A 20,434-nucleotide genomic window follows, 5' to 3' on the forward strand; every position below is an offset into this window, starting at 1 on the left:
GAGCCCGGCGCGGACCGCCGCTCCCGCCCCTTCCCCCGGCGCCCCGCCCGGCGATGTGAGAGAGCCGGGTGCCGCCCAGGGCTGTCAAACTGGAGGGGTGCCCAGGATCGAGTCCACCGCAGCCCGTCTCGCCAAACTCGGATTCGCCGACGCCGCCACCTCCGCCCGCCTGGTCGAGACGGCCGGGGTGGAGCTGGGCGATCTGCTCGAAGCCCTCGTCGGCGCCGCCGATCCCGACCTGGCGCTGGCCTCCCTGACCAGGCTCGCCGAGCGCGAGCCCGCCGCCCTCGACCGGCTGCGCGCCGACGCCACGCTCCGGGAGCGGACGCTCGCCCTGTTCGGCGTGAGCGCCGCCCTGGGAGACCACCTGGTACGCCACCCCGACCAGCTCGACCGGCTGGCCCTGCCCGGCCTCGGCGAGGCGAGGGCGGAGCTGCTGCGCGCCGTCGGCGCCGATCCCGGGGACGCCGAGCCGCGCGCCACCGGCTCCGCCGCGCTCGTCGACCTGCGGGTCGCCTACCGGGGCCGGCTCGCCCACGTGGCCGCCCGCGACCTCGCCGGCCTGGCCACGCTCCAGGAGGTCACCGCCGAGCTGTCCGACCTGGCCGGCGCCGCCCTGGAGGCAGCCCTGGCGATCGCCCGTACCGAGGTCGGGTCCGGCGACGCCCGGCTGGCCGTGATCGGCATGGGCAAGTGCGGCGCCAGGGAGCTCAACTACATCAGCGACGTCGACGTCATCTTCGTCGCCGAGCCGCGCGAGGGCGCCGACGAGACCAAGGCGCTGCGCGCCGCGACCCGGCTGGCGCAGGCGATGATGCGCGCCTGCTCGGCCGCCACCGCCGAGGGGTCGCTGTGGGAGGTGGACGCCGGGCTGCGCCCCGAGGGCCGTTCCGGGCCGCTGGTCCGCACGCTCGCCAGCCACCTGGCCTACTACCGGCGCTGGGCCAAGACGTGGGAGTTCCAGGCGCTGCTCAAGGCCCGCCCGGTCGCCGGGGACCCGGAGCTGGGCGAGGAGTACGTCGGCGCGGTCAACGAGCTGGTCTGGTCCGCCGCCACCCGCGACAACTTCGTCGAGGACGTGCAGGCCATGCGCCGCCGCGTGGAGGCGCACGTGCGGGCGGAGGGGGAGCGGGAGATCAAGCTGGGCCCCGGCGGGCTGCGCGACATCGAGTTCGCGGTGCAGCTGCTGCAGCTCGTGCACGGCCGGCTCGACCCGCTGCTGCGCCGCCGCGCCACGCTGTCCGCGCTGGCCGCCCTGTCACGCGGCGGGTACGTCGGGCGCGACGACTCGCGCGGCCTGGCCGAGGCCTACACGTTCCTGCGCCGGGTGGAGCACCTGCTCCAGCTTCACCGGCTGCGCCGCACCCACGTGCTGCCGGAGGACCCGGCCGACCTGCGCAGGCTCGGCCGCGCGCTGGGCATGCAGACCGACCCGGTCGGCGAGTTCACCACCCGGTGGAAGCGGCACGCCGGCCAGGCCAGGCGGCTGCACGAGAAGCTGTTCTACCGGCCGCTGCTGCAGGCCGTGGCCCGCCTGCCGGAGACCGAGACGCGGCTGTCGGCCTCCGCCGCGGAGGCCCGCCTGGGCGCGCTCGGCTACGTCGACCCGCAGGGCGCGCTGCGCCACATCGCCGCCCTCGCCAGCGGCGTGTCCCGGCGCGCGGCCATCCAGCGGACGCTGCTGCCGGTCATGCTCGGCTGGTTCGCCGACACGCCCGACCCGGACGCCGCGCTGCTCGGCTTCCGCCAGGTGAGCGAGAAGCTCGGCGCCACCCCCTGGTACCTGCGGTTGCTGCGCGACGAGACTGCCGTGGCTCAGCGCATGGCCCACGTCCTGGGCACCAGCCGGTACGCCACCCAGCTGCTCATGCACGCCCCCGAGGCCGTGGCGATGCTCGGCGGCGACGACGACCTGGCCGTCCGCCCGGCGCAGGCGCTGCTCGGCGAGGCGTCGGCCGCCGTGTCCCGCTACACCGACGAGGCGGAGACGGCGGTGGCCGCCGTCCGCGCGCTGCGCCGCCGCGAGCTGTTCCGCACCGCCGTGGCCGACCTGTCCGGCCTGATCGACATCGAACGGGTCGGGGTGGCGCTGTCCACCCTGAACGACGTCACCCTCCAGGCCGCGCTCGACGCCGCCATCGCCAAGGTGTCGGCCGAGCGGCGCGGCGAGCTGCCCACCCGGTTCGCGATCATCGCCATGGGCCGGCTCGGCGGCATGGAGTCCTCCTACGCCAGCGACGCCGACGTGATGTTCGTGCACGACCCGGTGGAGGGCGCCGCCGAGCGGGACGCCACCGACGCCGCCTTCGCCGTGGCCAACGAGGTGCGCCGGCTGCTCGCCCTGCCCGCGCCGGACCCGCCGCTGCTCATCGACCCCGACCTGCGGCCCGAGGGCAGGCAGGGGCCGCTGGTCCGCACCCTCGCCTCCTACCGCGCCTACTACGCCCGCTGGTCGTCTCCCTGGGAGTCGCAGGCGCTGCTGCGGGCCAGGTTCTCCGCCGGTGACGCGGGGCTGGGGGCCGCGTTCGCCGCCATGGTGGACGAGCTGCGCTACCCGGCCGGCGGCATCTCCGACGACGCCGTACGGCAGATCAGGCGGCTCAAGGCCCGCATGGAGGCCGAGCGGCTGCCGCGCGGCGCCGACCCCGCCCTGCACACCAAGCTGGGCCGCGGCGGCCTGTCCGACGTCGAGTGGGTGGCGCAGCTGCTGCAGCTGCGCCACGCCGGCGAGCGGCCCTCCCTGCGCACGACCCGCACCCTGGAGGCGCTGCGCGCCGCCGTCGTCGAAGGGCTGCTCGACCCCGCCGACGAGGCCGTGCTGGCCGAGGCGTGGCGGTGCGCCTCCGGCGTCAGGGACGCGATCATGCTGGTCAAGGGGCGGCCCGGCGACAGCGTCCCCACCGGAGCCCGCGAGCGCCGCCACCTCGCCCGCGCCCTCGGCTACCCGCCCGACGGCTCGGAGGACTTCCTCGACGACTACCGCCGGGTCACCCGCCGCGCCCGCCGGGTCGTCGACCGCGTCTTCTACGACGGCTGAGCCGATCCCGTTGCGGCGTCGCGGCGCAGGGTGTATCAAAGCGCGGGGTGATCGGTTGTGTTATCCGCTTACATCGACCTGGCGCTCGGCCTCGTGCTGGCCTTCCTGCTGCTGTCTCTGCTCGTCAGCGGGCTGAACGAGGCCATAGTGCGGCTGCTGGCCATCCGCAGCAAGTTCCTGTGGGCCTACCTGCGCGACACGCTCGACGGCGACGCGCCGAAGGGCGGCTCCTGGCTCCCCTCGGGCATCCGCGACGTGTTCGCCGCGCTGCCGTTCGCCCGTGACCCGCGCCCCGCGCACGAGAACCAGCCCGCCCCCGCGGTCCCCGCCCCGCTGCCCGCCTCATCCGACGAGCCGCCCGCCGCTCCCGCCGAGGCGGCTCCGGACGGTCTCACGCACCTGCTGTACGAGCGCGTACGGGAGATCGACCACCCCACCCGGGGCCGCACCAGCATCGCCAACCTGCCGCCGGGACGGTTCGCCGGGGCGCTGATGGAGCTGGCCGCGACCGAGCCCGGCGGCGTCGAAGGGCTGCTGGACAAGCTCAAGGCCACCGGCAGCCCGCTCCACGGCCACCTGAAGGGCGTGTGGGAGTCCGCCCAACGCGACCTCGACCGGTTCCGGCAGGGCGTGGAGCAGTGGTTCGACAGCGAGATGCAACGGCTGTCGATGCTCTACAAGCGGTACGTGAAGTGGGTGCTGGCGCTGCTCGCGCTGATGGTGACGCTGCTGTTCACCGTCGACGGGCTGGAGTACGGCAAGACGCTGCTGCGCGACAACGCCTACCGCGCCGCCGTCGCGGCCGTCACCGACGGGGGCGTTGACTCGGTCAGGGAGGTGCTGGAGGAGTGCGATCCGGTGTCGTGCATCACCGACGCGCTCAGCCGGCCGGCGCTGGTCAAGGTCCTGGACAACGCGGTCGTCAGCATGGCCGTCCCGGCCGAGGGCGAGCCGTCCTTCCACTGGAACGGCGCCGCCTGGTGGGAGCGTCTCACCACGCCCAGCCACTGGCCCGGTTTCCTGCTGACGTACGTGGCGCTGATGTTCGGGGCGCCGTTCTGGTGGGACGTGCTGCGCCGGATCACCGGCATGCGCTCCCGGCGTTAGGGTGCGGCGCATGGAGACCGAACGGCTGATCATGCGCCGGTGGCGGGAGAGCGACCGGGAGCCGTTCGCCGCGCTCAACGCCGACCCCCAGGTGATGGAGCACTTCCCCGCCCCGCTGACCCGGGCCGAGAGCGACGCCTTCGCCGACCGGAGCGAGCAGCGGTTCGACGAGCACGGATACGGGCTGTGGGCGCTGGAGGTACGGGAGACCGGCCGGTTCATCGGGTTCGCCGGGCTGGCCCTGCAGACGTTCGAGGCGCCGTTCACGCCCGCCGTCGAGGTCGGCTGGCGGCTGGCCCGCGAGGCGTGGGGACACGGCTACGCCACCGAGGCGGGCCGCCGGGCCCTCGCGTACGGCTTCGGCGAGGCCGGATCGGAGGAGATCGTGTCGATGACGGCCGTGCTGAACGTGCGCTCCCAGGCGGTGATGCGGCGCCTCGGCATGACCCGCGACCCGGCCGACGACTTCCTCCACAGCCTGCTCCCGGAGGACCACCCGCTCCGGCCGCACGTCCTCTACCGGATCACCAAGGCTCAGATGCCGCGGGTCGGGGTATCCGGGGACGGGGGCGAGGCGTAAGATCAACGCCGGTTCCCCACCCTCCAGGGAGTGGCCATGCGCAAGGCGGTCGTCACCGGCAGCACCAGAGGGCTCGGCTTCGCGCTCGCGCGCGAGCTGGTCAGGCGCGGGCACTCCGTCGTCGTGTCGGGCCGCAGCCAGGCGGCGGTGGACGAGGCCGTTGAGCGCCTGCGCCCCGAGGGCCAGAGGGTGCACGGCCGCGCCGTGGACGTGAGCGACGCCGAGCAGGTCGAGCAGCTGTGGGACTTCGCGGTGGACGCGCTGGGCGGCGTCGATCTATGGATCAACAACGCCGGGGTCGCCAACACCACCCGCCCCATCACCGAGACCACGGCCGACGACGTCCGCGTGATGGTCACCACCAACATGCTGGGCACCGTCTACGGCTCCCAGGTCGCCGTGCGCGGCATGCTGGCGCGGGGCGGCGGGCAGGTGTTCAACATCCTCGGCGGCGGCAGCGACGGCCGGGTCCGGCCCGGCATGGGCGTCTACTCGGCGACCAAGCGGGGCCTCGACTCCTTCACCCGGGCGCTGGCCAAGGAGGTCGCCGGCACCGGCGTACGGGTCGGGCAGGTCAGCCCCGGCATCCTCATCACCGAGGGCTGGCTGCGGGAGGCCGCCGCCGCACCCGAGCAGGTGGCCGAGCACCGCAAGATCCTCAACATCCTGGGCGACCACGTCGAGGAGGTCGCGCCGTACCTGGTCGGCAGGATGCTGGCCAGCACCGCGAACGGCGAGGTCATCGCCTGGCTCACCACCGGCCGGATGGCCCGCAAGTTCCTCACCGGCCGCGGCCGGGACGTGCTCGGCCGCTACGGCCTCTGAGCCGGAAGCGCGGTCCGGCATCCGCGTCAACACGGTCTCCCCGGGTCCGGTGCGCACGGCGTGGTGGACCGAGGAGGGCGGCGCGGCCGACATCCTCTCCGCGCGGACGGGCGCCGACCGCGACGCCGTGCTGGACCGGGTGGCGCCGGAGCTGATGAACCTGTCGATCCCGCGACTGGTCGACCCGCAGGAGGTCGCCGACGCGATCGTCCTGCTGGCCTCGCCCCGCTCGGCCGCCACGACCGGCGCCGACCTCGCCGTGGACGCGGGCTTCCTCAAGCAGGTCTGACCCCGTACGTCACCGAAGTCCGGGCGCGGGAGCTCATCCAGGAGCCGCCTCTGACCCGTCCCATGCCCAATCACACAGGACAGGTTTCCCCGGCGCGACAACACGGGATGTATTCAGGTGCACACGATCAGTAGCCATCAACTGTCTGACAGGAGATACCGTGCGCATCAAAACTGCGAGTGTCGCCGGCGGCCTGCTCGCCACCGCGGCGCTGCTCTTCACTCTCACGCCCGCCGCGTCCGCGACGACGACCCACGACCCGCGCGACGACCGTAACTGGGGCCGCTCCTGGCACCACAACGTCCACCCCTCCTGGAACAACTACGGCTTCAGGAACCACCGTCACGGCTACCGGCACAGGCACCATGACTTCTGGCAGAACCGCTACGGCCACCGGCACCACCACCACTGGCCGCACTGGAACCGCTATCGGGGTTGGTAAGACACTCTGAGCGCTGTCGGCGGCCTGGCGGGGGAGCCCCCAGGTCGCCGACGTGTGTCACGGCGCGCCGTCCGGACGGAGAAACCGCGCGACGAACCTGCGGTTCACCGACAGAGTCGATCACGGCCTCGCGCAGGACCAACTCGCGGGGACTCCATGTCGGTGGCGGCGTTTACGCTTCCCTTGATGAGCGACAACGAGACCTGCACCGTACGTCTGACGGTCGAAGTTCAGAATTGTGGTATCGCCTATCTGCTGGACAAGGAACCTGGCGGATATGCCGATACACCGGCTCAGTCCATCGCGCTCATCGAGGTCGAGCAAGGGTGCGCCAACCTTCGCATCACCCACCAGTGGGGCCCGGCCAACTTCACCGTGACCATTGCCGACCGGGATCCCGGGGCAGATCTCGCCGCTTACGAAGACGTCGTGGAGATCGGCTGGAGGGCACAGCCGACGCGGTCGATGACCATTACCTTCAGATATGGCCCGCGCTCCCCGCGGACCCGGTTGTCGTCAAGGCCACGAGTGACGCTTTTCAGTACTTTCGAGATCCAGAGAAATACCTGCGGAACCGTCAAGTGTGACGTGTCCTGGGCCGCGACGAGCTCTACCTGGTCGAACCGCCTGCCGAGCGCCTCTCTACGGGCGACGCCTGCCGCGCCGGCGTCCCGCGCGATCATTCACATGCGAAAGGCCATCGGCCGTGCCCTGAACGGGGCGGCCGATGGCCTTCCTCAGAGTGCGCGTGCCCCAGGACGGTAGCCGTCCTGATCACACAGCTACGCGATCACACGTCGTAGTAGAGCTCGAACTCGTGCGGGTGCGGGCGCAGCCGGATCGGGTCGACCTCGTTCTCGCGCTTGTAGGAGATCCACGTCTCGATCAGGTCGGGTGTGAAGACGCCGCCTTCGAGCAGGTAGTCGTGGTCCGCCTCCAGGGCGTTGAGCACCTCGGGGAGCGAGCCCGGCACCTGCGGGACCTGGCGGGCCTCCTCCGGCGGCAGCTCGTACAGGTCCTTGTCGACGGGCTCCGGCGGCTCGATCTTGTTGCGGATGCCGTCGATGCCGGCCATCAGCATGGCCGAGAAGGCGAAGTACGGGTTGCAGGACGGGTCGGGGACCCGGAACTCGATGCGCTTGGCCTTCGGGTTGGAGCCCGTGATCGGGATGCGGACGCAGGCCGAGCGGTTGCGCTGCGAGTAGACCAGGTTGACCGGGGCCTCGTAGCCCGGGACCAGGCGGTGGTAGGAGTTGACCGTCGGGTTGGTGAAGGCCAGCAGCGACGGGGCGTGCTTGAGCAGGCCGCCGATGTAGTAGCGGGCGGTGTCGGACAGGCCCGCGTAGCCGACCTCGTCGTAGAAGAGCGGCGAGCCGTCCTTCCACAGCGACTGGTGGCAGTGCATGCCGGAGCCGTTGTCCCCGAAGATCGGCTTGGGCATGAAGGTGACGGTGTGGCCGTACTCCATGGCCGTGCTCTTGATGATGTACTTGTAGAGCATCAGCTGGTCGGCCGTCTTGAGCAGCGTGCCGAACTTGAAGTCGATCTCGGCCTGGCCGGCCGTGCCCACCTCGTGGTGCTGCATCTCGACCTCGATGCCACACTCGATGAGGTTGCGGACCATCTCTGAACGCAGGTCGGTGAAGTGGTCCATCGGCGGCACCGGGAAGTAGCCGCCCTTGTAACGCGGCTTGTAGCCGAGGTTGCCGCCCTCGGTGGCCTTGCCGGTGTTCCAGGCGCCCTCGATGGAGTCGATGTAGTAGTAGCCGGCGTTCTGCTTCGTCTCGAAACGGACGTCGTCGAAGATGTAGAACTCGGCCTCGGGCCCGAAGTAGACCGTGTCGGCGATGCCGGTGCCCTTGAGGTACTCCTCGGCCTTGCGGGCGACGTTGCGCGGGTCGCGGCTGTAGGCCTCACCCGTCAGCGGGTCGTGCACGAAGAAGTTGATGTTGAGCGTCTTGTGCTGGCGGAACGGGTCGACTACGGCGGACGACGGGTCCGGCAGGAGCAGCATGTCGGACTCGTGGATCGCCTGGAAGCCGCGGATCGACGAGCCGTCGAACATCAGGCCGTCAGAGAAGACGCTCGCGCCGAAGTTCTCCACAGGGAAGGTGAAGTGGTGCGTCGTCCCCGGCAGGTCGGTGAACCTGACATCGACGAACTGCACCCCTTCGTCCCTGATGAACTTCAGGACGTCGTCGGCGGAGTTGAACACTCTCGAACCTCCCTGGGGACGGGCTATCACCCGTGAACGTACGGCGCGGCCGTTTCCGTACGGTGTCTCGATTGTTTCGCACGTGTTACGCAGTGTTCGCGTCTCCGGACGCGCCGGAGGCGAGGGCGCGCAGGACCGGGGAGGCGGGCTCGGCGGGAGGTTCGTGGGCGGGGGAGACCATGCCGGGACGGAAGACGACGATCAGCAGGGCGGCCACGACGACCGCCAGCACGGCGGCGACCGCGTAGCGGACCCGCCCGGCGCGCCGCCGCCGTCGCGGGCGCGCGCCCTTGCTCGCCGCGGCGCTCAGCCTGCGCCGCTCCTCCTCGCTGAACTGCGCCACCAGTTCCTGGAAGCGCGCGTCCAAGTCGTCCCCGTACGGCATGACCTCCATCATGGATCGCCGCACCCGCGTCGCGGAAGCGCGGCCGGGTCACGATCCCGACCGCCCCTACCGGCGGATACCTTTGAGTCATGAGCAGGAACGAGCCGCGGTGGACGCAGACCTGGCTGGGCGGGCTCCGGGCCGCCGGGGTCGATCTCGGTTACCCGGGGGAGCGCCTCGGGCTGCCCGAGGAGGGCAGCGGCGCCATCTCCGGCTGGGGGCGCAGGATCGCCGCCCTGGTCATCGACTGGATGATCTGCACGTGGGCCATCACGCAGCTGCTGCTCAGGATGAACCCGGCGGAGCAGCCGTGGGTGCCCGCGCTGGTGTTCGCGGCGCAGTACGTGGTGCTGGTCGGCGTGATGGGCCAGACGTTCGGCCATCGGCTGGCCGGCATCCGGGTGGCGGCGATGGACGGCGGCGACCCGCGCTGGTTCCCCGTGCTGGTCCGCACGCTCCTGCTCGTGCTGGCGCTGCCGGCGCTCCTGTTCGACCGCGACAACCGCGGGCTGCACGACCGGGTGTCGAACACCATGGTCGTCCGCATGTAAAAAACCGTACTGGGTTCATTTTTGTACTGAGTACGGTTAAGCTGCCGTCATGATGATGGCGGGTCTGCGCGAGCGCAAGAAAGAGGAGACCCGGCGGCGCATCGCCGGTGTGGCGCTGGAGTTGTTCGCGCGGCGCGGGTACGACGCGGTGACGGTCGGCGAGATCGCCGAGGCGGCCGGGGTCGCCAAGGTGACCCTGTTCAACTACTTCCCCACGAAGGACTGCCTGGTCCTCGACGGGATCCATGACGACATCGCGTCGATCGTGACCCGGCGGCGGCCCGGCCAGGCCCCTCTTGACGCCCTGCGCGAGCACTACCTCGCGACGGCCGCGCACGGCCCCGGCGACGTCGGCCGGATGCCGGCCCAGGTCCGGATCATCGCGGCCACGCCGGTGCTCATGGCCGGGCTGCACCAGGCGAGCATGGGGCAGCGCCACGAACTGGCCGCCGCGCTGCGGGACTCCGCGGGCGGCGAGACGGCGGCGCGGCTCATGGCCGCCCAGATCACCGCCGCCATCACCACTGTCCAGGAGGCGTTCTTCCAGCGGCTGGCGTCCGGGACTCCCCTGGAGGAGGCGAGCCGGCTGTTCGCCGGCGACGTGGAGTTCGCCTTCGACCAACTACGCGACGGCATTGGCGGTAATAGATCATGAAAAAGGCATCAACTACGACACCGGCTTCCTGCCCGGCTCCCACCTCACCCGCCCGGCCTTCGACCGCGACACCGCGCGCCGCGAGCTCCGGGTGATCGCCGGCGAGCTGCACTGCCAGGCCGTGCGCGTCTCCGGCGGCGACCCCGCCCGGCTCGCCGTCGCCGCCGAGGAGGCCGCAGCGGCCGGCCTGGAGGTCTGGTACGCGCCGTTCCCCGTCGACGTCACGCCCGAGGAGACCCTGCCGATGCTGGCCGAGTGCGCCCGGCACGCCGACGGCCTGCGCGCGGGCGGCGCCGAGGTGGTGTTCGTGGCGGGCTGCGAGGCCAGCGCCTTCCTGCCCGGCTTCATGCCGGGACCCTCGTACGGCGAGCGCCTGGGCGTCCTGACCACCGCCCCGCCGGAGTGGTGGCGGTCCGAGATCCCGCCGATCATGAAGAGGCTGGACGCCTATCTGACCGAGGTGGCCGAGACGGTCCGGCCGCTGTTCGGCGGCAGGCTCACCTACGCCGCCGCGCCCTGGGAGTTCATCGACTGGACGCCGTTCGACGTGGTCGGCGTGGACGCCTACCGCGCCGCCTACAACGCCGGGACCTTCCGCGACGAACTGCGCGCCCACTTCCGGCACGGCAAGCCGGTGGCCGTCACCGAGTTCGGCACCTGCGCCTACCGGGGCGCCGGCGAGCAGGGCGGCTCGGCCTACCTGGTGCCCGACGGCGCGGTCCCCGACGAGGACGAGCAGGTCCGCTACCTGAACGAGCTGCTCGACGTCTTCGAGGAGGAGGGCGTCGAGACCGCGCTGTGGTTCACCTTCGCCGGCTACACCAGGATCGGCGCCGCCGACCTCGGCTCGTACGGAGTGGTCCGGATGCTCGACGAGACCCGCTGGGAGCCGAAGGCGGCCTTCCACGCCATGGCGGCTAGATACGCGCGCAGCTGAAGATGGCGGTGCCGGGCAGCTGACGGCCCCGCAGCGGGCTCCAGCCGCCCCACACCCGCTCGTGCCCCTGCGGCCACTCCGGCTCCACCAGCCCGGTGACGGCGAGCCCGGAGGCGGCCAGCAGGCTCATCCAGTCGCCCATGGTGCGGTGGTGCTCGACGTAGGAGAGCTCGCCGTGCTCGTCGCGCTCCTCGTACGGCGTGCGGTCGAAGTAGGAGCGGTCGGAGGTCAGCCCGCGCGGGCCCGGGTCGTCGGGAAACGCCCACCGGATCGGATGGCTGACCGAGAACACGAACCGGCCGCCCGGCCGCAGCACCCGGCGCACCTCGCCGAAGACCGCCGCCGCGTCGGCCACGAACGGCAGCGCCCCGAACGCCGAGCAGGCCGCGTCGAAGCTCTCCGGCGCGAACGGCAGCGCCTCGGCGTCGGCCTGGACCACCGGCACCCGCACGCCGGTCTCCTCGTCGATGCGGCGCGCGTGCAGCAACTGGCCGCGAGACAGGTCGAAGGCGGCCACCCGGGCGCCCTGGGTCACCAGCCAGCGGGCGCACTGCGCCGCCCCGCAGCCGATCTCCAGCACGTCACGCCCGCGCACCTCGCCGAGCAGCCGGGCCTCGGCCTCGTCGAGGCCCTCCGGGCACCAGACGAAGCCGGTGTCGCGCAGGAACGGGCCGTGCTCGGCCTGGTAGTCGTCGGCGTTGCCGTCCCACCAGCCGCGGTTGGCCCGCGACGACCGCGACGGCACTAGCGCATCTTGGGGCCGCGCGGCATGCGGGCGCCCTTGGGCATCGGCCCCTTGGGCAGCGGCATGTTCTTCGGCAGGGAGCGCAGGCGGTCCTTGACCTCGTTGACCGCGGGCTTCTTCAGGTTGCGCGGCAGCTTCATGATGTGGCGCTGCAGCTTGGCCAGGGGCACCTGGCCCTCGCCGTCACCGCACTGCACGTCGTAGATCTCCACGCCCAGCACCGCGCGGGCCAGGCGCTTCTTCTCGGCCGCGAGCATGCGGGCCGTGCGGTTGCCCGGCCCCTCGGAGACCAGGATCACGCCGGGGTAGCCGACGACCATGTGGACCAGGTCCTGGTCCCGGTTGACCGCGATGGCGGGGGTGACCTGCCAGTTGCCGCGCATGCCCTGCAGCACGGCGGCGGCGGCGCCGACCTGGCCGTGCAGCAGGGAATATTGAGCCCTCTGGGCGAGCTGCCCGAACACCACCAGGCCGACGGTGAACGCCAGCAGGATGCCCAGAAAGACCGAATACCACAGATAGCCGGTGACGAGCCCGATCACGACCACGACAGCCAGCGTGCCGACCGCCGAGAGGAAGACGATCGGCATCCCCTTGGGGTTGGACTGCTTGATGATCTGCGCGATCATGCGGAGCTGCTTGATGCGCCCCGGCTTCTCTTGACCCTCGGACTTCGCCATGGAAGGAAGGATACAAACGAACCGGACAGGAACGAGAACGCGGCGGCCCCTGATGCCCGCCGCGTCCGCGTTCGCCCCGCCGAATGGCGATTTTCAATGCTCGGCCGTTCTCAGCGCTCGACCGTTCTCAGAGCTCGACCGTTCTCAGAGCTCGACCGTCACCGACAGCCTCCGGTCGCCGTAGTGGCGGGCGGCCTCCAGCAGATACTCCCCGCGCGCGACCCGCCACCCGCCGCCGTCCCAGATCTCGTACGCGCGAGCGGGCACGACGACCTCGGCGGCCACGCTCTGACCGGGATCGGCCTCCACCACCGCGAACCCGGCCAGCCACCGGGCCGGACGCTCCGGGTCGGGCGTGACCGGGGCGGCGTAGACCTGCACGACCTCGCGGCCGCGCCGCCCGCCGGTGTTGGTGACGCGCACGGTCACCGACCCGTCCCCCACGCTGATCGCGTCGTAGGACCAGGTCGTGTAGCCGAGCCCGTGCCCGAACCAGAAGGCCGGCGCGCGCCCGCTCCGCTCCCACGCCCGGTAGCCGATGAACGGCCCCTCGTCATAGGCGAGCACGCCGCCGGCCGGGGTCACGTCCACCACCGGCGCGTCGGCCAGCCGGGCCGGCCACGTCGTCGGCAGCCGCCCGCCGGGCTCCTCGTCGCCGAACAGCACCGCCGCCAGCGCCGAGCCCGCCTCCTGACCGGGGAACCAGGTGAGCAGGACCGCCGCCACCGCGTCCAGCCACGGCATCTCCACCGGCGAACCGGCGTTCACCACCACCACCGTGCGCGGGTTGGCGGCGGCGACCGCGGCGATCAGCTCGTCCTGCCGCCCCGGCAGCCTGAGGTCCTTCCGGTCGAACCCCTCGCTCTCCACCTCCGGCGTGGTCGCGGCCACCACCACGGCCACGTCGCTGTCCGCCGCCACCCGCACCGCCTCGGCGAACAGCTCGTCCTCACCGGGCGACGGCTCGGCGTGGCCGAGCGCGCACACGACGAACACCAGCCCCTGGAACCCGGCCGTCGGATGCCGCACCTCCAACTCGTACGTGACGCCCGCCGCCAGGTCGACGGCCACCCGCCGCTCCGGCGGGGACAGCAGCGCGGCCGGGTCGCCGCCGTCCGGGGCGAGCGTCGCGTCGATCACGACCCGGCCGTCCACCGCCAGCGTGTACGCGCCCGCGCCCGCCACCGACAGCTCGTGCCGCCCGCTGGTCCGAGGCGTGTACGCGGCCCGCAGCAGGACCGCCGCCAGCCGGTCGGGGTCCACGCCGGGCGGCGTCTCGCCGATCCAGCGCCCCTCGGCCGCGGGCAGCGGCTGCTCGGCCAGGACCTCGCCCCCGGCGTCCAGGAAGACGGCCGTGGCCGGCACCGCCAGCGGGGCCAGGCGGACGCGCGGGTCGGTGCCGAGCGCGTACCGGACCTCGACGTCGGCGCGCCCGCGCAGGCCGTCCAGCGGGGAGACGACGCGGTCAGGGAACACCTGCGCGCTGCCGCCGCCCATCACCCTGGCCTCCCTGGCCGCCGCCCCGATCAGCGCGACGGACCGGACACCGGACAGCGGAAGCAGCGGCCCGTCGTTCTTCAGCAGGGTGAAGCTCCGTACGGCCACCTCGCGCGCCAGGGCCACCCCGTCCACCTCGGCGTGCCCGCCGACCGCGGAAGGCCCGCCGGAGGAGGAGGGCGGGGTGGGGCCGGCAGGTGCGGAGGCCGGCGGGTGCAGCGCGCCGGTGCGTTCCGCCAGGCGCAGGATGCGGCGCACCCGGTCGTCGATCAGCGACTCCGGCACCCGCCCGGCGCGCACCGCCGCCTCGAGCTTGTCGCCCCAGGGCCCGTGGGGGCCCGGCATGGCCACGTCGGTGCCGCCCAGCGCGGCGGCCTCCGTGGAGCGCACCGCCGTCCAGTCGGACACCACCAGCCCGTCGAACCCCCACTCGCCTTTGAGCACCCCGTGCACCAGCTCCGCGTGCTCGCTCATGGTGGTGCCGCCGACGGCGTTGTAGGCCGTCATGACGCCCCACGCGCCCGCCTGGACGACCCGCTCGAACGGCCGCAGGTACAGCTCCCGCAGCGTCCGCCCGGCCACCTCCACGCTGACCGTGAACCGGTCGGTCTCGGAGTCGTTGGCCACGAAGTGCTTGGGCGTGGTCGCCACCCCGCGCTCCTGCACGCCCACCACGTAGGCCGCCGCCACCTCGCCCGTCAGGTACGGATCCTCCGAGAAGCACTCGAAGTGCCGCCCGCCCAGCGGCGAGCGGTGCAGGTTGACCGTCGGCGCGAGCAGCACGTGCACGCCCTTGCGCCGGGCCTCCTGGGCGAGCAGCCCGCCCACCCGGCGCACCAGCTCCACGTCCCAGGTGGCGGCCATCGCGGTGGGGCTGGGCAGCGCGATCGACGGGCTGACGGCGCTCCACCGCTCGCCGCGCACGCCGATCGGCCCGTCGCTCATCACCAGCCGGTCCAGGCCGATCTCCGGAATCGGGTGCAGCGCCCACATGGAGGCGCCGGTCACCATCCTGACTTTCGTCCGCAGGTCCAGCCCGCTGATCACGTCGTCGTAGTTCACGATCACAGTGTCGGGGACCCGCGTCCCCAAGGTCACCCCGCCGTGAAGAACTCCAGCAGCTCCGGCACCAGCGCACCGGGGGAGACGGCGTGCGACGGCCCCAGCGCGGCGGCGGGACGCGTGAGCCCCGAGGCGATGCCCCCGGGGCTCACGGTGAGGACGTCAGGCCGTCTGGCGGGCGGCGATCGCCTGCTGGTAGAGCCTGCCCGCCCGGTAGGACGAGCGGACCAGCGGGCCGGACAGCACGCCGGCGAAGCCGATCGCCTCGGCCTCGGCCTGCAGCTCCACGAACTCCTCCGGCTTGACCCAGCGCTCGACCGGGTGGTGCCGGGGCGTCGGCCGCAGGTACTGGGTGATGGTGAGCAGGTCGGTGCCGGCGGAGTGGAGGTCGCGCATCGCCTCCAGCACCTCCTCGCGGGTCTCGCCCAGCCCGAGGATGAGGTTGGACTTGGTCACCAGCCCCGCCTCACGCGCCGTCGTGATCACCTCCAGCGAGCGCTCGTAGCGGAACGCGGGCCGGATCCGCTTGAAGATGCGCGGCACGGTCTCGACGTTGTGGGCGAACACCTCGGGCTTGCTGGAGAAGACCTCCTCCAGCTGGCCGCGGTCGCCGTTGAAGTCGGGCACGAGCAGCTCGACGCCGCAGCCGGGCACCATCGCGTGGATCTGCCGCGCGGTCTCGGCGTAGAGCCAGGCGCCGCCGTCGGGCAGGTCGTCGCGGGCCACGCCGGTCACGGTCGCGTAGCGCAGGCCCATCTGCTGGACGGACTCGGCCACCCGGCGCGGCTCGTCGCGGTCGTACTCCTTGGGCTTGCCGGTGTCGATCTGGCAGAAGTCGCAGCGGCGGGTGCACTGGTCGCCGCCGATGAGGAACGTCGCCTCGCGGTCCTCCCAGCACTCGTAGATGTTGGGGCAGCCCGCCTCTTCACAGACCGTGTGCAGGCCCTCGCGGCGCACGAGCGATTTCAGCTCGGTGTATTCGGGGCCCGTCTTCAGCTTGGTCTTGATCCACGGGGGCTTGCGCTCGATAGGGGTCTCGGCGTTGCGCACCTCCAGGCGGAGGAGCTTTCGGCCTTCAGGAGCAACGGTCACCCTGCCAGCTTACGTCTCCCGCCCCGGTGGCCCTCGCCAGGGGACGGATCAGGAGATCAGCCCGAATCCCCGCACCGCGCGGGTGTAGTGGCCGAGCAGCTCGTCGTCGATGCGCCCCGACTCCGCGTCACCCAGCAGTGGGATCGCCGAGCCCGGCCGGGCGGCGCGGGACAGCGCCCCGTGCCTGATGGCGGGCACGCTCTCACCGCGCAGCACGGCCGCCTGCATCGGCGCCAGGTAGCGGCCTCCGGAGAGCAGCTCCTCCAGCTCCGCCACCTCCTCGGGGGTGACCGCCTTCGCCGCCCCCAGCCTGCGCTCGCGCGCCCGCGCGCCGCCCGAGCGGGCCAGCCGGGTCAGCGCGAACTCCACCAGCAGCACCGGCGCTCCCAGCACGCGGCCGACCAGCCGGCCGACCGTCCCCGCCAGCTCGTAGGTGGTGTCGGGGGTGTCGAGCGATCCCAGCGAACTGGTGATCTTGGTACGGGCCTCGTCGCGCGCCCGCAGCGGCGCCGAGCCCAGCAGCGCCTGCCGCCACTCGCCCAGCGTCGACAGCGCGCCCTCCACGAGCAGGTCGTGGCCGGTCGGCTCGCTCGCGTACGTCAGCGCCAGCAGGGTCACCCGCTGCCTCGGCGTCAGCGCCAGCCACGCCGGCAGGCCCAGCACCAGCACCGGCGTGCGCCTGAACCCGACCTTCTGGTACGTGGACCGGGTCGCCAGATCCCTGACCGCCACCAGCTCCGGCGGCCTGATCCCCATCCGGACCGCGACCCGCTCGGCCGTCCCGTACAGCTCGGCGGCCTCGGCGCGGTCGAGCACCTCGGCGTCGGCGGGCAGGCGGTCCGGCCGCGGCCGCAGCAGCCACCCGATGCCGATCAGCACGCCGCCGATCAGCCAGCCGAAGACGAACTCGGCGTTGACCACGATCGTCCACACGCCCAGCACGAGGAAGCCGAGCGTCATGGCGTGGACCACAAGGGCGAGGAGTAAGGCGGCCGCGCGTCTCACAGACCGAGCATAGACGGGCGCACCCGTGCCGAGGAGGGCCCCGGAACGGTCAGCGGCGCAGCAGATCCTCCTCGTGGAGGTCGAACGGCTCACGGCCGAGCGCCTCCGCCAGGCGCTTCTCCGCGATCGGCATGACCTCCTCGGCCACGATGCGCCGGCCCGTCTCCGCCGACAGCGTGGAGACGCCCACGTCCGGCAGCCCGCACGGCACGATCCGGTTGAACCACCGGGGGTCGTTCGCGCAGTTGAGCGCGAACCCGTGCATCGACACCCCGCGCGTGACCCGGATGCCCACCGCGCCGAGCTGCCGGTCGGGCAGCCCCAGGCTGGCGTCACCGGCGGCCCACACCCCGGCCCGTCCCCGGACCCGCCTCGCGGTGACGCCGAAGTCGGCGCACACCTGGATCATCGTCTCCTCAAGCCGGCACACGTAGTCGACGACGTCGCCGACCGCGACGATCGGGTAGGCGACGAGCTGGCCGGGACCGTGCCAGGTGACCCGCCCGCCCCGGTCGACGTCGATGACCGGGGTGCCGTCGGCGGGGCGCTCGTGGGCGGCCGCCCGCTTGCCGGCCGTGTAGACCGGCGCGTGCTCCAGGATCAGCAGCGTGTCGCCGAGCTCGCCTGCGGCACGCTTGCCGTGCACCCAGCGCTGGAGTGACCACGCCTGCTCATAGGGAACGTCGACGCCCAGGCGGACGACGGCAAGACTGTGGGGATCGACCCCGCTGATGGGGCGCATGGGTATATTGTGCCGTTCCCTCACCCTTGTAGGGTAATTCAGGAAGCCAGCAATCGAGGTTCGATCCTGAACTCCTTGACGCCCTTGTCGCCGTCGTGCTCCAGACGGTAGGCGTAGCCCTCGGGCCGGCAGCTGACCGCCTGGATGAACTCGGTGCCGACGTAGTGGAGCGCCACGCCCTCGTCGGCCGCGTAGCCGCCGGGCAGCTCGCCGCTCGCCACCGACGCGTGCAGCAGCGGCCGCCGCTGCGGCTCGGCGTCGTAGTGCACGCCGCACGAGTAGGGCAGCAGGCCCAGCCCGTCGGCCCACACCCGCAGCTCGGGGCCGAAGGAGTCGGTGTTGCCGCCGACGTGCCAGCACAGCGCGCCCGCGCTCTGGCCCGACAGCACCACCCCGGCCCGCCACGCCTGCGCGAACGCCTCGTCGAGGCCGTGCAGCCGCCACAGCGCCATCAGGTTGGCCACGCTGCCGCCGCTGACGTAGATCATGTCCTGGTCGAGCATCCAGGCCAGGGGATCCTCGACGTTCGGCATCGGGAACACCGTCAGGTGACTGACCTCGACGTCCCAGCCGGTGAACGCGCCGTACATCTTCAGCAGCCAGTCGGCGCTGTCGCCGGTCGCGGTGGCGAGCAGACCCAGCTTCGGACGGTCCTGACCGGTCAGGTCCAGGCCGTAACGCAGCAGCGGGCTCGCCTCGACGAAGCCATAGCGGCCGCTGGGACGGAAGGAGCCGCCCCCGATCGCGAGAATGTGGGACTGGCCCGACCTGGTCATGCGATCTCCCCAGCGAAGTAAGAACAGCTCACTACAGTACGGCGCGGAGCGCGTCCGCGAGGTCGCCATGGGCGAACTCGTAGCCGGTGTCCAGCAGCTTCCCCGGCCGCAGGCGGTGGCTGGGCAGCAGCCCGGCGCCGGCGAGCTCGCCGAGCCCGAGCGACAGCGCGAGCCGCGGCACCGGCATGGGCACCGTCGGCCGGCCCAGGACCTGGCCGAGCGTCCGGGTGAAGACGGCGTTGGTGACCGGCGCGGGCGAGGCCATGTTGACCGGCCCCGTCACATCGGGCGTGGCCAGGATGTGCCGCACGGCGCCTACCCAGTCGGGCTCGCTGATCCACGACCAGTACTGCCTGCCCGAGCCGAGCGGGGCGCCGAGGCCCGCCTTGAAGATCGGGAGCATCCGCCCGAGCGGGCCGCCGCGCCGGCTCAGCGCCATCGAGGTGCGCAGCAGCGCCACCCGCGCCCCGAACTCCTCCGCGGCCGCCGCCTCCGCCTCCCACCGCACGCACAGCTCCGCCAGGAACCCGAGGCCCGCGCCGGCGCTCTCGTCGACGACCCGGTCGCCGGTGTCGCCGTAGAAGTCCATCCCCGAGGCCGACACCAGCACGCCCGGCGGCGTCCCCGCCTCGCGCATCGCCCGCACCAGCAGTCTCGTGCTGTCGACGCGGCTGCGGACCAGCTCCTGCTTGTACGCGGCGGTCCAGCGCCGACCGGCGATCGGCGCCCCGGCCAGGTGCACCACGGCGCTCGCGCCGTCCAGCACGGCCGGGTCCAGCACCCCCTCGGCGGGCCGCCAGAGGGCCTCGTCGCCGCCGCGGGGCTCGCGCCGCACCAGAGTGACCACCTGCTCACCCGCACCCCGCAGCGCGGCGACCAGCGCCCCGCCGAGCAACCCGGACGCCCCGGTCACGATGATCGCCATACGGCCACCCTACGCGTTGCCGTGCGGTTCCGTGGTCCGCCGCCCAGCGGCCGCCGCGGCCTGGACCCGCCGGGGAACGGCGGAGGGGCCGGGGACGCCCATGCGCGCCCGGCCCCTCCCAGGGCGATCCTCGTTACGCGAGGCCGAGCTGGGCCTCGAAGCGGCCCTCCTCCAGGCGGCGCTTGATCGTCGTCAGGAAGCGGGCGGCGTCGGCGCCGTCGACCAGGCGGTGGTCGTAGGTCAGCGCCAGGTAGACCATCGACCGGACCGCGATGACCTCGCCCTCGGGCGTGTCGACCACGACGGGCCGCTTGACCACGGCGCCGGTGCCGAGCATGCCGACCTGCGGCTGGTTCAGGATCGGCGTGTCGAACAGGGCGCCGCGGCTGCCGGTGTTGGTCAGCGTGAACGTGCCGCCGGTGATCTCGTCAGGGGTCACCTTGTTGGCGCGGGTCCGCTCGGCCAGGTCGGCCGTCTTGCGGGCCAGCCCGGCGAGGTTGAGGTCGCCGGCGTTCTTGATGACCGCCGCGATCAGGCCGCGCTCGGTGTCGACCGCGATGGCCAGGTGCTCGACGTCGAAGTACGTGACCTCCATGGTCTCGTTGTTGATCGTCGCGTTGAGCTTCGGGTGCTGCTTGAGCGCCTCGATCGCGGCCATCTCGAAGAACGGCATGAAGGACAGCTTGACGCCCTCACGGCGGAAGAACTCGTCCTTGGCCTGCGCCCGCAGCCGCGCCACCTTGGTCACGTCGACCTCGACGACGGTGGTGAGCTGGGCCGCCGTCTGCAGCGACTCGACCAGGCGCTTGGACATCGTCTGGCGCAGCCGCGTCATCTTCTCGGTGCGGCCGCGCAGCGTGGTGTCGACCTCGACCTGGTCGGGCGTG

At 72.5% G+C, this 20,434-nt stretch carries 21 protein-coding genes; 10 read left to right on the forward strand and 11 right to left on the reverse strand.

The features are described from left to right. Window positions 1-97 precede the first annotated feature (97 nt). The 7 genes from OUY22_RS06435 to OUY22_RS06465 all read left to right on the forward strand — a co-directional run bounded on the left by OUY22_RS06435 (window position 98) and on the right by OUY22_RS06465 (window position 7,045). A complete protein-coding gene (locus OUY22_RS06435) occupies window positions 98-3,037 on the forward strand; it encodes a bifunctional [glutamine synthetase] adenylyltransferase/[glutamine synthetase]-adenylyl-L-tyrosine phosphorylase (RefSeq protein WP_270153854.1) in 2,940 nt (979 codons plus the stop codon). A gap of 57 nt (window positions 3,038-3,094) precedes the next feature. Beyond that, window positions 3,095-4,144 (forward strand): hypothetical protein, encoded by a 1,050-nt coding sequence (locus OUY22_RS06440; RefSeq protein WP_270153855.1) that lies wholly within the window; start codon window positions 3,095-3,097, stop codon window positions 4,142-4,144. 10 nt (window positions 4,145-4,154) lie between these two features. Then, on the forward strand, window positions 4,155-4,724 hold the full coding sequence (locus tag OUY22_RS06445; RefSeq protein ID WP_270153856.1) for a GNAT family N-acetyltransferase: 570 nt from the start codon (window positions 4,155-4,157) through the stop codon (window positions 4,722-4,724). A 36-nt stretch (window positions 4,725-4,760) separates the two neighbouring features. Next, window positions 4,761-5,549: an SDR family NAD(P)-dependent oxidoreductase gene (locus OUY22_RS06450; RefSeq protein WP_270153857.1), complete on the forward strand. Its 789-nt coding sequence runs from the start codon at window positions 4,761-4,763 to the stop codon at window positions 5,547-5,549. A 19-nt stretch (window positions 5,550-5,568) separates the two neighbouring features. Then, the gene (locus OUY22_RS06455) at window positions 5,569-5,838 is read left to right on the forward strand and encodes an SDR family oxidoreductase (protein ID WP_270153875.1); all 270 of its coding nucleotides are present in this window, start codon (window positions 5,569-5,571) and stop codon (window positions 5,836-5,838) included. A gap of 160 nt (window positions 5,839-5,998) precedes the next feature. Continuing rightward, on the forward strand, window positions 5,999-6,280 hold the full coding sequence (locus OUY22_RS06460) for a hypothetical protein (RefSeq protein WP_270153858.1): 282 nt from the start codon (window positions 5,999-6,001) through the stop codon (window positions 6,278-6,280). Window positions 6,281-6,466: 186 nt separating this feature from the next. Then, window positions 6,467-7,045 (forward strand): hypothetical protein, encoded by a 579-nt coding sequence (locus OUY22_RS06465; protein WP_270153859.1) that lies wholly within the window; start codon window positions 6,467-6,469, stop codon window positions 7,043-7,045. A 25-nt stretch (window positions 7,046-7,070) separates the two neighbouring features. Here the strand turns inward: OUY22_RS06465 and glnA are convergent, their stop codons facing one another. After that, the gene (glnA, locus tag OUY22_RS06470) at window positions 7,071-8,495 is read right to left on the reverse strand and encodes a type I glutamate--ammonia ligase (protein WP_270153860.1); all 1,425 of its coding nucleotides are present in this window, start codon (window positions 8,493-8,495) and stop codon (window positions 7,071-7,073) included. Window positions 8,496-8,580: 85 nt separating this feature from the next. Next, window positions 8,581-8,880, reverse strand: a complete 300-nt coding sequence (locus OUY22_RS06475) for a hypothetical protein (RefSeq protein ID WP_270153861.1) — start codon at window positions 8,878-8,880, stop codon at window positions 8,581-8,583. A gap of 89 nt (window positions 8,881-8,969) precedes the next feature. Between OUY22_RS06475 and OUY22_RS06480 the strand changes: the two genes are divergently transcribed. The 3 genes from OUY22_RS06480 to OUY22_RS06490 are packed head-to-tail and all read left to right on the forward strand — an operon-like array spanning window position 8,970 to window position 11,023. Further along, window positions 8,970-9,431 (forward strand): RDD family protein, encoded by a 462-nt coding sequence (locus OUY22_RS06480; RefSeq protein ID WP_270153862.1) that lies wholly within the window; start codon window positions 8,970-8,972, stop codon window positions 9,429-9,431. A gap of 49 nt (window positions 9,432-9,480) precedes the next feature. Beyond that, complete coding sequence (locus OUY22_RS06485) at window positions 9,481-10,086, forward strand: TetR/AcrR family transcriptional regulator (RefSeq protein ID WP_270153863.1); 606 nt, start codon at window positions 9,481-9,483, stop codon at window positions 10,084-10,086. Next, the gene (locus OUY22_RS06490) at window positions 10,067-11,023 is read left to right on the forward strand and encodes a hypothetical protein (RefSeq protein WP_270153864.1); all 957 of its coding nucleotides are present in this window, start codon (window positions 10,067-10,069) and stop codon (window positions 11,021-11,023) included. The genes OUY22_RS06485 and OUY22_RS06490 overlap by 20 nt, the downstream gene beginning before the upstream one ends. Here OUY22_RS06490 and OUY22_RS06495 read toward each other — a convergent pair. The 9 genes from OUY22_RS06495 to OUY22_RS06535 form a co-directional block, all read right to left on the reverse strand. Further along, entirely contained in the window at window positions 11,004-11,768 is a 765-nt protein-coding gene (locus OUY22_RS06495; protein WP_270153865.1) for a class I SAM-dependent methyltransferase, read from the reverse strand. The two genes, OUY22_RS06490 and OUY22_RS06495, sit on opposite strands and share 20 nt — an antisense overlap. After that, window positions 11,768-12,448, reverse strand: coding sequence for a DUF4191 domain-containing protein (locus OUY22_RS06500; protein ID WP_270153866.1), 681 nt, complete (start codon window positions 12,446-12,448; stop codon window positions 11,768-11,770). The genes OUY22_RS06495 and OUY22_RS06500 overlap by 1 nt, the downstream gene beginning before the upstream one ends. A 144-nt stretch (window positions 12,449-12,592) precedes the next feature. Next, complete coding sequence (locus OUY22_RS06505; RefSeq protein ID WP_270153867.1) at window positions 12,593-15,007, reverse strand: beta-glucosidase H; 2,415 nt, start codon at window positions 15,005-15,007, stop codon at window positions 12,593-12,595. 162 nt (window positions 15,008-15,169) lie between these two features. After that, window positions 15,170-16,099: a lipoyl synthase gene (lipA, locus tag OUY22_RS06510; protein ID WP_270153868.1), complete on the reverse strand. Its 930-nt coding sequence runs from the start codon at window positions 16,097-16,099 to the stop codon at window positions 15,170-15,172. A 48-nt stretch (window positions 16,100-16,147) separates the two neighbouring features. Beyond that, window positions 16,148-17,104, reverse strand: coding sequence for a hypothetical protein (locus OUY22_RS06515; protein ID WP_270153869.1), 957 nt, complete (start codon window positions 17,102-17,104; stop codon window positions 16,148-16,150). Window positions 17,105-17,153: 49 nt separating this feature from the next. Next, on the reverse strand, window positions 17,154-17,846 hold the full coding sequence (gene lipB, locus OUY22_RS06520) for a lipoyl(octanoyl) transferase LipB (protein ID WP_270153870.1): 693 nt from the start codon (window positions 17,844-17,846) through the stop codon (window positions 17,154-17,156). 38 nt (window positions 17,847-17,884) lie between these two features. After that, complete coding sequence (locus OUY22_RS06525; protein ID WP_270153871.1) at window positions 17,885-18,622, reverse strand: Type 1 glutamine amidotransferase-like domain-containing protein; 738 nt, start codon at window positions 18,620-18,622, stop codon at window positions 17,885-17,887. 31 nt (window positions 18,623-18,653) lie between these two features. Then, window positions 18,654-19,547: a TIGR01777 family oxidoreductase gene (locus tag OUY22_RS06530; protein ID WP_270153872.1), complete on the reverse strand. Its 894-nt coding sequence runs from the start codon at window positions 19,545-19,547 to the stop codon at window positions 18,654-18,656. A 133-nt stretch (window positions 19,548-19,680) separates the two neighbouring features. Further along, the coding region (locus OUY22_RS06535) for a 2-oxo acid dehydrogenase subunit E2 (protein ID WP_270153873.1) at window positions 19,681-20,434 on the reverse strand (754 nt) is incomplete at its 5' end.

Source organism: Nonomuraea corallina (assembly GCF_027620315.1).
Classification (GTDB): Bacteria; Actinomycetota; Actinomycetes; order Streptosporangiales; family Streptosporangiaceae; genus Nonomuraea; species Nonomuraea corallina.